The organism is Halorubrum vacuolatum (genome assembly GCF_900188065.1).
Lineage (GTDB): Archaea > Halobacteriota > Halobacteria > Halobacteriales > Haloferacaceae > Halorubrum > Halorubrum vacuolatum.
In genome coordinates, this window is sequence record NZ_FZNQ01000011.1 from 87,949 (window position 1) to 102,832 (window position 14,884).

Below are 14,884 nucleotides of genomic sequence, written 5' to 3' on the forward strand. Positions count from 1 at the left end.
GCGCCAAGTGAATCGTGCGGGCGCCAACCAGGGGCATCGGGATGGTCAATTCCACCGACACACTCATGAATTAGCCATAACAATCATGTCGTATGACGGCACGATCCGTGGGTGATATCCATGTCGAGTGAGGAAGCGGAACCGGTCAAAACCATCTGTCCGTACTGCGGCGTCGGCTGTGGGATCCAGGTAAAACCCGGCGATGAGAACCCCGGCGACATGCGGTTTATGCCGTGGGGCGATGCGCCGGTGAACGAAGGACGTGTCTGCATCAAAGGCGGCGCGGCGACACAGGTCGTCGACCACGAGGACCGCCTGACGGACCCGCTGATCAAGGAGGACGGCGAGTTCCGCGAGGCGACCTGGGAGGAGGCGTACGATCGCATCGTTTCGGAGATGGAGCGCATCCGCGAGGAGCATGGCCCCGACGGGATGGGCTTTTTCGGCTCCTCGAAGACGTTCAACGAGGAGAACTACCTGCTCCAGAAGATCGCCCGTCGGTTCGGAACCAACCAAGTGGACAACTGCACGCGGATGTGTCACGCCTCCACCGTCTGGGCGCTCCGCACCAGCCTCGGCCAGGGTGCGATGACCAACAGCATGGCCGACCTCGAGGAGGCGGCCGACGTGCTCTGGATCCAGGGCGCAAACCCCGGCGAACAGCATCCGATCGCCAACAGCCAGTACTTCAGACAGGCCGTCCTAGAGGGGGCGACGGTCATCCAGGTCGACCCACACAAGAACAAGACCACCCGGTCGTTCAAGATCGACGAGACGGAGCGTCACCAGCACCTCCAGTTGAACCCCGGAACGGACATCCCGCTTCTCAACATCGTCATCAAGACCATCTTGGAGCGCCACGAGGAGGAGCCGGATGCCGGCTGGATCGACGAGGCGTTCATCGAGGAGCGGACCGAAGGGTTCGATCATCTCAAAGAGACGCTCGCGGACTTCGACAAGGAGGCGGCCGCCGAGGAGTGCGGCGTTCCGCTCGAGGAGATCGAACTCGCCGCCGAGAAGTACGCGATGGCGAACAACGCCGCCATCTTCACCGGGATGGGGATGTCCCAACACACCTGTGGCGTCGACAACGTCCAGAACGAGATCAACCTCGCGCTGATCACGGGGAACCTCGGCCGCCCCGGCACGGGCGTCAACCCGCTGCGCGGCCAGAACAACGTGCAGGGCACCTGTGACGTCGGCGCGATGCCGAACGTCCTTCCGGGCTACCAGCTTGTCGACGACGACGAGGCGCGCAAGTCCGTCGAGGAGGTATGGGGCTTCGAGGTGCCCGACGAGCCGGGACTGACGAACGTCGAGATCTCCCACGCCATCGGCGACACGGTACACGGGCTGTACGTGATGGGCGAGAACCCCCTGATGAGCGAGCCCGACGGCCACGCCGCGGAACGACGGTTCAGGGAGGACCTCGATTTCCTCTGCGTGCAGGACATCTTCATGACGGAAACCGCCAAGTTCGCCGACGTAGTCCTTCCGGCGACGACGTGGGCCGAGCGGGGCGGCACCGTCACGAACACCGACCGCCGCGTCCAGCGGATGCGGGGCGTCGAGAAGGTGCACGAGAACACGAAACACGACCTCGAGATACTGATGGAGGTCGGCAGCCGGCTCTTCGGCGAGGACGGCTTCCGGTTCGAAGACGAGGAGGCGGTCTTCGAGGAACTCCGCCAGGTCTGTCCGAGCTACTACGGGATGACCTACGACGCGCTGGGCGAGGAGGGGATCCAGTGGCCGTGTTATGAACCCGGCGACGAGGGCGACCAGTACCTCTATGCGGACTCCTTCGACACCGAGAACGGTCTCGGCAAGATCGAAGGCGTCCGTCACCAGCCGCCCGCGGAGGTGCCCGACGAGGACTACCCGCTCATCCTCACGACGGCCCGGCTGGAGGAACACTACAACACGGGAACGATGAGCCGACGATCCCCGACGCTCAACCGCCAACATCCGGAGAACTTCGTCGACGTGCACCCGAACGATGCCGCAGACTACGGCATCGAGGACGGTGACATGGTGACGCTCAAATCGCGGCGTGGCGAGATCGAGGTCGTCGCGAACGTCACCGAGGACACGAAGGAGGGCGTCGTCTGGACGACCCCACACTTCGCGGCCGCCTCGGCCAACCGCCTCACGAACGACGTGCTCGATGAACGGGCGAAGATACCGGAATATAAGGCGGCCGCCGCGGAGATAGCCGTCAACGTCGACGCACAGGGCGCGGAACCCGCCGACGACTGAGCTAGGTCGCGCCGAAGGCGACGCGACCGTTTCGACGCTTTTTATACGACTTCGATCGCGCCGAGCATTCCGACCCCGATGTGTGGGGTACAGACGTATAGCACGTTGCCCTCGTCCTCGAAGGTGTACTCGTATGTTTCCCCCTCCTCAGCGACTGCGTCGCCGCTGGAGAACTCCGTTACCGACCCCTCGTCGGACTCGACGTTGTGTTCCCCACCGGCGCCGGTCCACTCCCACCGGACGGTTGTGCCGGCGTCGATGCGGATCGCAGCCGGATCGAACGCGAGGCCGTCGTCCCCACCGCCGACGGCGACTTCGACCTGGTCCTCGCCGGTGTGATCGGCGATGGTGCCGTCGTACAGTCGGGCGTCAGCGAGGAACTCGTCGATCTCGGCGGGTGCCTCCTCCGCGCCGTCGTCCGGGTCGCCGGCGTCATTACCGTCGTCCCCGGCACAGCCGGCCAGCGCGCCGAGCGTCATGACCGCCCCGGTTCCGGCTACGTACCGCCGTCTCGACAGTTTCTGTGACATCACTATTTAGTAGGTGTCGAGGCCTTACAAACCCCTCGATCGGATCGTCCGTATCCGTGTGTTTTGAGTCTTCTATCGCCAAAATGTTCATATTCGTTCAGCACTTACCTTGTCGGGGATATCGTACCCATGGGGAACTTTCACATAGCACATTTATCAAATGTTGTATTATATTTGAAAACTATCATGATGCCGGCTCCGGGATCTCCCAGCCGGGGTGTTTAAGCGCCGACGGGCCCCGGATCCGACCGATGCGGGAGGACGAACTGGCGACACGGCTGGTTGAGCACTACACGGCCGCCTATGACGACGCGACGGTCGCGCTAGAAGAGCCGTACGATGCGGAGGGTCGTCGAGGCCTCGTCGACGTCTACGTCCAACTTCGGACGCCTGAACGGGTTGATCACGTCATCGAACTTAAAAGCGATGCGGCCGTTCGACGCGCAACCGGTGCGAATGAACTCCTCAGACAGTTCCGTCGGGCCGAACGGTACTTCTATGAAGATCCCAGACACGCCGTGCGGCCGAAGCTCTCCCGGCGAGGGCCCGCGGTTCACCTCCTCCTGTTTTTCGCACCGACGCCGACCTGCGTCCATCACGTCGCCACCCACGCGCGGTTGTACGAGTCTATCGACGTGGAGGCGCGGATAGGCGACGTCCAAGCCGTCCGAAAGGTCGCGTTTCTTACCGGCCTCGAGGGCGGCCCGACCGAACTCGGCTTCCTCTCGATCAACGGCGACGTCCCGTTCGGCTCGCCAGCCTTCCGCGCGGCGGTTCCGGACGGATCACGGCTTGCGGAGAGTCTCCGGGGGGTCGATGACGACCTGATCCGGTTCGAGTGATCCACCGAACCCGGCGTTCCAGCTCACTCCGGCGTCCCCCCTTTCGGCTCACTCCGGCGTCGTTCCGTTCGCAAGCGCGGTCAACACATCCGCGGTTCCGTCCATATATCCGCGGGCCAGAACGTGATCGGCCGCGTCGCGGGCAGCTTGGTCCGCGTTCGCGACCGCATAGGCGTCGCCGGCGACCGTGAACGTGGAAACGTCGTTTTCGCTGTCGCCGATCGCCACGAACGACCCGGGATCGATCCCCAACACCATCGAGAGGCGTTCGAGCGCGCGTCCTTTGTCGATGCCTGCGGGCTTGAGATGGTAGGCGTAGCCGGTGTCGACGACCTCGACTGCTCCATCGGCCTCGTCGGCGACGGCTCGCAACAGCGACTCGTCCGCATCGAGCGGCAGTGCGACCTCGGTCTCACGCCATCGGTTCACCGTTCCATCGGCCGGCCACGCAACCTCGCCGCCCTGTTCGACGTAGGCCTCAAGCGCCGCACGCGGGGCCGCCGGATCGCCGAGGAACGTCGTCTCCTCGCCGTCGTGTATGACGCCGCCGTTCTCGGCGATAACGAGTTCCGGTCGTCCGAGGAAATGTGCGAGCGCGACGGGGTACGGAAACGCCTTGCCGGTCGCGAACACGACCGGCGCGTCCCACTCGGGTAACAGCTCGAAGACCCGCGGATCCATGCGGTGATCCGGGGTAGTCAACGTCCCGTCGATGTCGAGCGCGAGCGGTGGCACCATCGATCGGATCGTGCTGTCGACGGCCCAACCGTCTTTCGTTCCCGGTATGGGATAACAGCCGTCTCAGCGTCGCTCGAACAGTTCCCGAAAGACGAGCGTCGGAAATCGCGGAACGAGCCGGCTCGGCGGCCGTCCCTTCCCGTTCGATCGACTCACGGTCACCCGGTCGAGCAAGCCCACGTCGGCGAGCTCATAGAGGATCCGCCGAACCGTCGATGCGGAGAGATCGACCGCGGGCGTCGCCGCGATCGACTCGGTCGCCGCGTTGACCGACTTTCGATCCGACTCCGAGAGACGAACGAGTTCGTACAGCAGACGCTGTCTGCTCTCCGAGAGCGCCAGTACCCGCCCTAACGCGACACACGGTTTCGGTACACCCTCGATACCGGCATCGAGATCCTCGGGAGCGATCGTGGTGGCGTCCGTTCGTTCGGCGTGCCACGCCGCCCCTGTGATCGCCGAGAGCGCGTCGTGTGCGTCCCCCGCGGCCCATTCGGACACTTCACGGACCTGCCCGTGGGTCAGCGCGTTCCGGGTGAGTCCCGAGGAGACCCGACTGGTCAGCAGTTCGACGAGGACGTGGTGGCGATACCGATCGAACTCGAACGTCACCTCCGGTAGCCAGTCGATCTCGGCGGGCGGCTCCCGGCTCAAACAGACGGGGACGATACGCTCGCTGACCGACGAGAGCCAGTCGATGACCGTCGAGACGTCCGGAGACGCCGGCTCGTTCGTGTGATCAAGCGCCACGACGACGTCGATCGGTCCACGAACGGTGTCGGCAAGCGTCGAGGCGAGTTCCTCCGTTCCGATCCCGTGATCCGGGACCTCATCGCCGCCGACAGTACAGAGGATATCATGATAGAGCCGAAACCGGGTCCGGGCGTGTCTCACGTCGACGTAGGCGAACTCGGGGAGGACCGGTTCGACGGCACGCGTCGACGTCTGGATCGACTGCCGCCGGCCACCGTGTGCCGCGAGCCGATCGAAGAGCGCCTTCACGACCGCCGACTTTCCGCTTCCTTTCGGGCCGTAAATATACATACTCGGCGGCAACGAGCCGGCGAACGCCGGATCGAGCGCGTCGAGAAGCCGTTCGAGGTCGGGACCGCGGCCCACCGGTGAACGTGGATGCGATACCGGCGAGATGGCGTCCGGATCGGCGACGACACCGGTGACGGCATCGAACCCGAGTCGACGTTCGATACGGTCGTCGATGTTCACGTTTCTCCCTCCGTGGGTAAGGGAGAAGACGCGTTTGCCATACAGGAAAGGGGCTGCCAATTGAGAACGACATCGAACGGCTGCCTCGACGCGTCTGCCGCGACGGTCCCGTGCGAGGCACTTTTCGGCCCGGACGAGGCACTTATCGGCCCGTGCGAGGCGACTACCAGTGATCCGGTTTGTACCGTCTGATGAGGACCGTCGTGATCACGAACACGAGGGCGCTTACGAGCCCCATGATCATCCCGGCTATCAGCCGGGCGACGATCGGCGCATCGATGACGATCGTCATCACGGCCGTCATGATCGCGGCGACCACGAGGAGGTTCCGTCCGTCCCGTCGCTCGAATCCGAAACGCGCCATCATTCCGAGAGGTGACCTGCCGGGGTAGTAAACCCACCCCTCCATCGATCAGTCCGAACCTCCCGAGTTGTGCCTTCGCGTGTTTCGTATACTTAATCATGGGTGCCACCGACGTGAGGGATATGTCGGAACCGGAGTTTCACGAGTCGGTCGTCGTTGCGAGCCGGCGGAGCAAGGTGCTCGCGCTGTTCGTCGCCATCGCAGTCTTTCTGCCCGTTACGACCGCAACTGGTGACATTCAATTTTCCTCGATCGTCGCGGCGGGCGCGGCGATCGGCGCGCGGTTTTATTGGCCGTATCGAGCCAGTATAAAAGTGCCCGAGTCGGAGCGGACTCCGCTCAGCGAACATCCGGCCGCCGGGAACTACCACCACGGGGCTGCGGGCATCGCGCTCATGATCGCATCGGCCCTCGCCGTCGCCGTCTTTCTCGTCGCTCATGCCTTCCTCACCGCCATCGCGATCGGGGGCGTTCTCGGGGTCGGATCGTATTTCATGCTCAGGTCTCAGCTACCCGCCTGATAAAGGGGTGAACCGCTGGTTGGTGAATCGCGTCGGGCGCGATTAGACTGCGCCCGGAACCCACACGGCCGTCCCCAAGATCCCGAGGATCGAGAGGATGCCGATGATCGTGTGGGTGATCGCGATGGACGCCGCCGGCGGGTCGACGTGGGTGTCACCGTGCGCGTAGAAGACGCGCTGGAACGCCTCACCGACGAGCGCACCGAGGATACCGAAGAACCCAGCGACGAGGAGTGCCGCGGTCGGACCGAATCCGGTCCCCTCGGTCGCGAGGAACGCAGTCGCGGCCGGGAGCGTCATGTGATGGGTGACCGGAAGCTTCGCGACACCCAGGTTCAAGAAGAGCAGCGACGCCGCGCTGATACCGAACCCAAGGAAGGGATTTCCGGTCTGAATGGCCGCGTACGCGCCGGCGAGACCGGCGACCAGCCCGATGGATGCGACATGTGACCACTTGTACATGTTGGGCAGCCACGGCTCGACGGCTAACCGATCCTCGCTCTCCTTCTCGGCGTCGCCCGGTACCTCTCCGGGCTCGCGCATCTCCCCGCGCTCGAACGGCCCCATGTCCATGTAGCCGTCCGCCTTGGCGCTGAGGTTCCCGATGATCGAGTAACCGAAGACCGCCCGGTGCAGGAGCGCGCTGGCGACGACCGTGAACGCGATGGGGTCGGTCGGGATCGCGAGGTTTCGAAGCACCTGCTCCAGTGCGATGCCGAACACACCGAACGCCGCACCGACGGCGAGGATGTCAGGTTTGCTCCCCAGCGCGACGGTGATGTCCTTCGCGTTGTGGTAGTCGAAGCCGGATTCCACGTACCCCTTCTTGGCCGCGTACGCATGGGCCGCCGCACCGCCGGCGAAGGAGATGTGTGGACCGAATACCGGACCGAACCCGACGTCGACGCCGACGCCCTGGGCGGCGTCGGGGCCGCCCCAGACACCCGCGATGACGAGGAAGCCGGTGAAGACGAACGCCGGGAGTGCACCAATGGCGGCGCCGAACGCACCGCCGGCGGCCGCACCCATCCAGATCGTCGGGTCACTGAGGACATCGATGACGACATCGATCGACCCTGCGTCCCAGCCTTGTGCGAGTACGCCCGTGAGGGCGAACTCAACTGAGCTTACTCCCGTCATTACTCATCATCCTCATCACGGGCCCAGTCCTTCGCGCGCTCGACGGCGTCCGCCCAGCGTTCATACTGCGCGTCGACCGTTGCGGGTTCGGCCTCCGGCTCGAACTCGCGGTCGATCTGCCAGTTGTCACGGAGCTCGTCGATCGTCTCCCAGTAGCCGACGGCGAGGCCGGCGGCGTATGCGGAGCCGAGCGCCGTGGTCTCGTCGACCTCCGGGCGCGCGATCTCCGTCTGGAGGATGTCCGACTGGAGCTGACACAGGAAGTTGTTCTTCACCGCGCCACCGTCGACACGGAGGCTCGTGAGCTCGACGCCGGAGTCGGCCTCCATCGCCTCCCCGATGTCGCGGGTCTGGTAGGCGATGCTCTCCAACGTCGCCCGGACGATGTGCTCCTTGCCCGTTCCGCGGGTCATCCCGACGATGGTCCCGCGGGCGCGCCCGTCCCAGTGCGGGGCACCGAGACCGGTGAACGCCGGAACCATGTAGACGCCGTCGGTGGAATCGACGGACTTCGCCAACTCGGCGGTCTGTGCCGCGTTGTTGATGAGGTCGACGTCCTCCAGCCATTCGATGGCGGCACCGGTGATGAAGATGGAACCCTCAAGCGCGTACTGGACGGGTTCGCCGGACATCTGGAACCCGATGGTGGTGAGCAGGCCGGTGTCGGAAGAGACCGCCTCCTCGCCCGTGTTCATCAGGTAGAAGGACCCTGTGCCGTAGGTGTTCTTGGCGTCGCCGGCGTCGAAACAGGTCTGGCCGAACAGCGCGGCCTGCTGGTCGCCTAGCGCGCCCGCGACGGGTACCTCGGCGCCCAGGAAGCCGTCGGGATCGGTGTGGCCGTAGTAGTCCTCATCGGAGGATGGCCGAACCTCGGGGACCATCTCTTTGGGCACACTGAACTCCTCTAAGAGCTCGTCATCCCACTCCAGATCCCGGATGTTATACAGCATCGTCCGGGAGGCGTTGGTGACGTCCGTGATGTGGTTGCCCGTCAGGTTGTAGATCAGCCAGGTGTCGATGGTCCCCATCAGGAGCTCGCCGTCGCGAGCCCGTGCGCGGAGGTCGCGTCCACGCGAGGAGGACATCTTGAGCGGCTCCGCGTTGTCGAGGATCCACTCGGTCTTCGTCGCCGAGAAGTACGCGTCACACTCCAGACCCGTCTTCTCGCGGATCTCCTCGACCTTGCCGGCCTCCTGGATCTCCTCGACGCGGTCCGTCGTTCGGCGGTCCTGCCAGACGAGCGCGTTGTGTACGGGGCGTCCGGAGTCCTTGTCCCAGACGACGGTCGTCTCCCGCTGGTTCGTCACGCCGAGCGCGGCGAGCTGCTCGGGGTCGACGTCCGCCCGTGAGAGCGCCTCCTGGATGACGCTCTGGGTGTTCTCCCAGATCTCCATCGCGTCGTGCTCCACCCAGCCGGGCTTTGGATAGATCTGTTCGTGCTTCTCGTAGGCGTTCGCGACCACCTGCCCGCTGTGGTCGAACACCATGAATCGCGTCCCTGTCGTACCTTGGTCGATCGCACCGACGTACTGTGTCATGTTTTTGTCCCTCCTGCGGCGGTGTGCCGGCCGCAACGGTGCGTCCCGGCCCTCGATCGGGCCCTTCACGGCCGAGAGTGGCCGCAAATCGCCGTCCTACGGTGGACGGGTCGGACGCCACGGCATATCTTTACGTATGCTGCCGTGCCGTTCGTGAACATAATGGATAAGCATTTTAATCTTACTGTTCGATCCGTCGATTGCCGGCTGAGTAATACTCCCCCAGCCCGAAATCAGCCATATATTCGGCCATGACCATTCGGAACGATAGACATAGTTACGACCATCCCCCCCACAGGGGGTAAAGTAAAGTGGACCCAACCCAAATCACGGGTGTCATGAGCGAACAGGCGGACGTCATCGTGGTCGGCGGTGGTTCGACCGGCTGCGGCGTCGTCAGGGACCTTGCGAGACGGGGGCTCGACACCGTGCTCGTCGAAAAGGGGAACCTCACACACGGTACCACGGGACGCATGCACGGGTTGCTTCACAGCGGCGGTAGATACGCGGTTTCGGACCGCAAAAGCGCCCGCGAATGCATCGAGGAGAACCTCGTTCTCCGCGACATTGCTGGCCACTGTGTCGAGGAAACGGGCGGGATGTTCGTGAAACGTCCCGAGGACTCGGAGGAGTACTTTCAGGAGAAACTCGAGGGATGTCGCGCGTGCGACATTCCCGCTGAGGTGATAGACGGCGAGGAGGCCAGACGCCGGGAGCCGTACCTCGCACGGGACGTCGAAAAGGCGATCGTCGTCCCCGACGGCGCGGTCGACCCGTTCAGATTGTGTGTCGCGAACGCGGCCGACGCGCGCGAGCACGGCGCGCGAATAGAGACCCACGCCGAGGTGACCGACGTCCTCATCGAGGACGGGGAGGTCGTCGGCGTCGAGGTCGAACACGACACCGGCCCCGGAAAGCGGGTTCACCGCGAGCCGGGGACGACCGAGGAGATCCGCGCCCGGTATGTCGTCAACGCGACCGGTGCGTGGGCCGGCCAGCTCGGTGAGATGGCCGGCGTCGACGTCGAAGTTCGTCCCTCGAAGGGTGTGATGACGGTGATGAACGTCCGGCAGGTCGACACCGTCATCAACCGCTGCCGGCCGAAGGGCGACGCGGACATCGTGGTCCCGCACGAGACGGCCTGTATCCTCGGCACGACCGACGAGGAGGTCGAAGACCCCGAGGACTATCCGGAGGAGGAGTGGGAGGTCGATCTGATGATCGAGACGCTCTCGGAGCTGGTTCCCGCGTTGAAAGACGCCCGGACCCTCCGGTCGTTCTGGGGCGTTCGACCGCTGTATGAGCCGCCGGGAACCGGGACGGACGACCCCACGGACATCACCCGCGACTACTTCCTCCTCGATCACGACGAGCGCGACGACCTGCCGGGGATGACGAGCATCGTCGGCGGAAAGCTTACCACCTACCGGATGATGGCCGAGTCCATCTCCGATCACGTCTGTGAGAAACTCGAATACGAAGCCGAGTGTGACACCGCCGAGGTTCCGTTACCCGGTTCGGAGGACTTCAGCGTCCTCAGGGAGTACATGGAGGAGTTCGGGATCCGATCGCCCGTCGGGAGGCGCTCGGCACAGCGGCTCGGCTCGAAGACGGACGACGTGCTGTCGAGCGTCTCGCCGAACCCGGTCGTCTGCGAGTGTGAGGGGGTCACCCGTGCGGAGATCAGTCACGCGATCGGGGAGGCCGGATCCGACCTCAACGCCGTCCGCCTGCGGACCCGTGCATCGATGGGCAACTGCCAGGGGGGCTTCTGTACCCATCGGATCGCCGCCGAGTTGACGCAGGAGTATCCGGAACCGGTCGTCCGTGATGCCGAGGACGAGCTGTATCAGGAACGCTGGAAGGGCCAGCGACACGCCCTCTGGGGGCGACAGCTCTCCCAAGCGATGTTAAACCATCTGTTGCACGCGACGACGATGAACCGCGACGGCGATCCGGCCGGCCTCGATGCGGGCGTCGACTTCGCCGCGTTCGACGCCGGACCCGATGCCGCTGACGATCCGACGGGCGGTGACGCCGGCGCTGACTCGGGGACGGCGGCCGCCGATGGCGGTCGACCCTTCGACGAGGGAGGTATCGATGGCGATCGATAGCGACGTCCTCGTCGTCGGCGGCGGGCTCGCCGGAATTACCGCCGCGGTCGCGGCCGCTCGTGAGGGGGTCGATGTCAGGCTCGTTTCGTATAAAGCGAGCACGCTCCGGCAGGCGTCCGGGCTGATCGATGCGCTGGGCTATCTCCCACCCACGGAGCCGGCGAAGCCGCTCCGTGACGGCCCGCCGACCGCCGGACGGGGGATCGATCCCGATGAGTGGGACGATCCGGAAGGTCCGCTCGCGGACCCGTTCGCGGCGATCGACCGGCTCCCCGAGGAACACCCGTACCGGATCCTCGGTGCGGACGCGCTTCGCGACGGTCTCGCGCTCTTCGATGACCTCGTCGGCGACGCGTATCTCGGAAGTCACACCGATCGAAACGCGCTCCTTCCGACCTTCGGCGGGAGCGTGAAGCCGACCGCACGCTACCCGCGGGCGGCCGCCGCGGGACTCGCAAGCGACGACGCGTCGACGTTGATCGTCGGCTTCCGGTCGCTGACCGAGTACGACGCCCGCACGTTCGCCGATCGGCTCGCCGCCGCCGGGGTACCGTTCCCCGTCGCCGGTGCGGAGGTCGAGTTCGCGGAGGCGTTCCAAACGGACGCGAAGATCACCCGATTCGCGGGCGCGCTCGATCTGAACCAACCGATCGATGGGACGCCGGCCCGCGAGGCGTTGGCGAAGGCGGTTGCCCCGCACTTACACGACATCGTCGATGCCGACGGTGGCGTCGAGCGAGTCGACCGAATCGGATTCCCGTCGTTCCTCGGGGATGAACACGCCGACGAGGTTCGTTCGGAACTCGCCGACCGGCTGGGCGCGGACGTCTTCGAGATCCCGATGGGACCGCCGAGCCTTCCAGGGCTTCGGCTGGAGGACCGGCTTTATAAAGCGCTGGACGCAGAAGGCGTCCGGTTCGAGACGGGTAACCCCGTCGTCGGGATCGAAACGAACGACGCAGGTCTGGTCGACCACGTCCTCGTGGACCGGAAGGGACGGGAGATCCCCTACTCGGCGGACGCGTTCGTCGTGGCGACCGGTGGGCTCGTCGGGAAGGGGCTCGATTCGGATCGGACGGGGGTCCGTGAACCCGCGTTCGACCTGCACGTCCCACAGCCGACGAACCGATACGAGTGGTTCGTCGACGACGTCTTCGGCGAGCAGCCGTACGCCCGGTTCGGCGTCCGGCCGAACGACCGTGGACAGCCGCTCGATGCGGACGGTGAGGTACAGTATGAAAACGTCTTCGCGGCCGGATCGGTGGTCGGGGGCGCGGACGTCGCGCGGGAGAAGTCCGCGAGCGGCGTCTCACTCGCGACCGGGGTAACTGCGGGGACGGAGGCAGCGGCGGCGATCGAACGCGCGACGGAACCAGCACAATGACAGGACACGACGAACGCGATACGACGACGGATGCGGACCGGATCGATGACGGGGACAACGCGGGGGACGTACACGAGCCCCACCCGGGGGTGCCGACACTCGGACGGGATGAACAGCCGTCCATCTTCGTCCCCGACGACGGGGAGCCGGAGGTGGCCGACGGCGGGGACGAACGGTCGGCGGCGACCGACGGCGGTGTAAAAAGCGCGACGGGCGGGAGCGACTCGGCGGAGCTCGATCCGACGACGTACGATCCAGTCGACGTGTTCCCGGGCGGCGATCTCGATCTGCGTGATGGGGCCGACTCCTGTTATAAATGCACCTCCTGTGACACCTCCTGTCCGGTGGCTGCGGTCGATGACGAGTTCCCGGGACCGAAGTTCCAGGGGCCCGAACAGTGGCGGTTGAAACGGAAAGACGATCACGACATCGACGCGTCGATCACCTCGTGTTCGAACTGTATGCGCTGTGATGACGCCTGTCCATCGTCGGTGCCGCTCTCACAGATGCACAACGAGGCCCGCGGCCAGTTCGTCGAACGGCAGATGGAGAAGCTCTCGCGGGAGTACGTTCGCAACCGTATCCTCTCGAATTATCGCTTCTTCGCCTCCATCGCGAGCAAGGTTCCACGGTTGGCGAACTTCGCGACGAACCTCCCGGGTGCGATGTGGCTCGCCGAGAAGACGCTCGGCGTGACGGGTGAGCGGGAGTTCCCCCCGTTCGCCACACAGACCTTCCGGTCGTGGTGGCGTGAACGTGGCGGCGCACAGGTTGAAAACCCCGACAAGCGCGTGGCGTACTTCCACGGTTGCTACTCGAATTACAACACGCCGGAGGTCGGCAAGGCGATGGTCCGCGTGTTCGAGCACTTCGGTTATGAGGTCCTCGTGCCGCCTCAGAAGTGTTCGGGGACGCCGATGTTCGCGAACGGGATGTTGAAGGACGCCCGTCGGCACGCGGAGACGAACGTGGAGGAGCTGGTCGCCGCCATCGGGGAGGGTGCGGACATCATCGCGTCCTGTACCTCCTGTTCGATGTCGCTCAGGCAGGAGTATCCCGAGCTGTTCGACATCCACGGGATCGAGGACGTCTCGAATCACACGTTCGAGGCGCTCGAATACCTCCGGATCTACGAGGACTTGGAGGGCGCGCTCGCCGACAGCGAGCTGGACGAGGAGCGCGCCTTCGCCTACCATGCGCCGTGTCACGCACGGAACCAGGGACTTGAACGACAGGCCGTCGAGACGTTCCGCGACGTCGACGGCGTGGTCATCGAGGACGTCGGCGACTCCTGTTCGGGGATCTCCGGAACGTACGGCTGGAAGAAGGAGAAGTACGAGACGTCGATGAAGATCGGCGAGGAGATGTTCGAACACATGGAACACGCCGAGGGCGACGTCGGAATGACCGAGTGTCCCACCTGTGCGATGCAGATGGAACACGGCACCGGCTATGAGATCGAACACCCGCTGCAGCTGCTGGCCGACGCGTTGCCCATCGACGCCTGAGTCGGCACATTGATAAACGGGTGATCCATCGACGCGTGAGCACCCCCATCTGAGGGCCGACGCAACCGATAGATCAGCCTAACGGTTCGCCAATTCTCACCGATGGTAACGCCCGCCAAAACATTTTATCCAGATGATGACTGTAGCCCACTAACGTGAGTCTCGTGGACATGATCGATCGGTTCGACGGCGTTGAGCGTTCGTTGGCCGTGGTCAATCGAACCGAACCGGATCCGGTACGGAACATGCTCGTCGAGACGTTTAACGGCGGACAGGTCGATGTCAGCGACGTGCGGCCGACCGCCGAAGCTGGAACCGACGATGGAACCGACAAGGACGATTCCGAGGAAGTACTTTCGGCGTTGATCGGTGACGGAGGAACGACGACGGACGTCGCGGTGGACACGTTAACCGTTCGGGACTCGGCCGGCCTCTCGGAGGCGGACCTCACCGCCGTTGAGAACCTCGTAGTGCTGATCGAAGGCGACGAGATAATCGCCGCATCGCCGCTTTCGGAGCTAGTCGAGGCCATCCTGCTCGTGAACTCGGACCTGTACATTACGGGAGCGCGACAGCTCGACGCGATCGAGTTGCCGCCGGTCGTCACCGGGCTCGATGGCACGCTTTTTACGGAGAGTCAAGGAGAAAGCCTCGCCGTTCACGGCGGGGATGAATCCGACAAAAACATACGCAAACCACCGGTCGATAGCACGGCAGGATAT

General features: G+C 64.6%; 12 protein-coding genes and 1 pseudogene. 7 read left to right on the forward strand and 6 right to left on the reverse strand.

The genetic code is table 11. The features are described 5' to 3' along the window. Window positions 1-120 precede the first annotated feature (120 nt). A complete protein-coding gene (gene fdhF, locus CHB65_RS11125) occupies window positions 121-2,259 on the forward strand; it encodes a formate dehydrogenase subunit alpha (RefSeq protein ID WP_089385142.1) in 2,139 nt (712 codons plus the stop codon). Window positions 2,260-2,300: 41 nt separating this feature from the next. Here fdhF and CHB65_RS11130 read toward each other — a convergent pair whose 3' ends face one another. Beyond that, window positions 2,301-2,789, reverse strand: coding sequence for a halocyanin domain-containing protein (locus CHB65_RS11130; protein ID WP_089385143.1), 489 nt, complete (start codon window positions 2,787-2,789; stop codon window positions 2,301-2,303). A 251-nt stretch (window positions 2,790-3,040) separates the two neighbouring features. Between CHB65_RS11130 and CHB65_RS11135 the strand changes: the two genes are divergently transcribed. After that, window positions 3,041-3,631: a hypothetical protein gene (locus CHB65_RS11135; RefSeq protein WP_089385144.1), complete on the forward strand. Its 591-nt coding sequence runs from the start codon at window positions 3,041-3,043 to the stop codon at window positions 3,629-3,631. A gap of 48 nt (window positions 3,632-3,679) precedes the next feature. Here the strand turns inward: CHB65_RS11135 and CHB65_RS11140 are convergent, their stop codons facing one another. The 3 genes from CHB65_RS11140 to CHB65_RS11150 form a co-directional block, all read right to left on the reverse strand. Beyond that, window positions 3,680-4,369 (reverse strand): HAD-IIB family hydrolase, encoded by a 690-nt coding sequence (locus CHB65_RS11140; RefSeq protein WP_089385145.1) that lies wholly within the window; start codon window positions 4,367-4,369, stop codon window positions 3,680-3,682. Between the two features lie 63 nt (window positions 4,370-4,432). Next, window positions 4,433-5,593 carry a Cdc6/Cdc18 family protein gene (locus tag CHB65_RS11145; protein ID WP_089385146.1) on the reverse strand — a complete coding sequence of 387 codons (1,161 nt, stop codon included), beginning with the start codon at window positions 5,591-5,593 and terminating at the stop codon, window positions 4,433-4,435. 163 nt (window positions 5,594-5,756) lie between these two features. Further along, entirely contained in the window at window positions 5,757-6,002 is a 246-nt protein-coding gene (locus tag CHB65_RS11150) for a hypothetical protein (RefSeq protein WP_245809962.1), read from the reverse strand. A 77-nt stretch (window positions 6,003-6,079) separates the two neighbouring features. Here CHB65_RS11150 and CHB65_RS11155 point away from each other — a divergent pair, with 77 nt between their 5' ends. Beyond that, window positions 6,080-6,478: a hypothetical protein gene (locus CHB65_RS11155; RefSeq protein WP_089385148.1), complete on the forward strand. Its 399-nt coding sequence runs from the start codon at window positions 6,080-6,082 to the stop codon at window positions 6,476-6,478. Window positions 6,479-6,520: 42 nt separating this feature from the next. On the opposite strand, the gene CHB65_RS11160 is transcribed toward CHB65_RS11155, so the two are convergent. Continuing rightward, on the reverse strand, window positions 6,521-7,618 hold the full coding sequence (locus tag CHB65_RS11160) for a hypothetical protein (protein WP_089385149.1): 1,098 nt from the start codon (window positions 7,616-7,618) through the stop codon (window positions 6,521-6,523). Further along, window positions 7,618-9,156: a glycerol kinase GlpK gene (gene glpK, locus CHB65_RS11165; protein WP_089385150.1), complete on the reverse strand. Its 1,539-nt coding sequence runs from the start codon at window positions 9,154-9,156 to the stop codon at window positions 7,618-7,620. The genes CHB65_RS11160 and glpK overlap by 1 nt, the downstream gene beginning before the upstream one ends. Window positions 9,157-9,494: 338 nt before the next feature. Between glpK and glpA the strand changes: the two genes are divergently transcribed. The 4 genes and pseudogenes from glpA to CHB65_RS11185 form a co-directional block, all read left to right on the forward strand. Beyond that, window positions 9,495-11,270 carry an anaerobic glycerol-3-phosphate dehydrogenase subunit GlpA gene (gene glpA / locus CHB65_RS11170; RefSeq protein WP_089385151.1) on the forward strand — a complete coding sequence of 592 codons (1,776 nt, stop codon included), beginning with the start codon at window positions 9,495-9,497 and terminating at the stop codon, window positions 11,268-11,270. Beyond that, a complete protein-coding gene (glpB, locus tag CHB65_RS11175; RefSeq protein WP_089385152.1) occupies window positions 11,257-12,654 on the forward strand; it encodes a glycerol-3-phosphate dehydrogenase subunit GlpB in 1,398 nt (465 codons plus the stop codon). Before glpA ends, glpB begins: the two co-directional genes overlap by 14 nt. After that, entirely contained in the window at window positions 12,651-14,162 is a 1,512-nt protein-coding gene (locus CHB65_RS11180; RefSeq protein WP_089385153.1) for an anaerobic glycerol-3-phosphate dehydrogenase subunit C, read from the forward strand. Before glpB ends, CHB65_RS11180 begins: the two co-directional genes overlap by 4 nt. A 155-nt stretch (window positions 14,163-14,317) precedes the next feature. Then, a pseudogene (locus tag CHB65_RS11185) lies at window positions 14,318-14,884 on the forward strand (hypothetical protein); the annotation flags it as partial.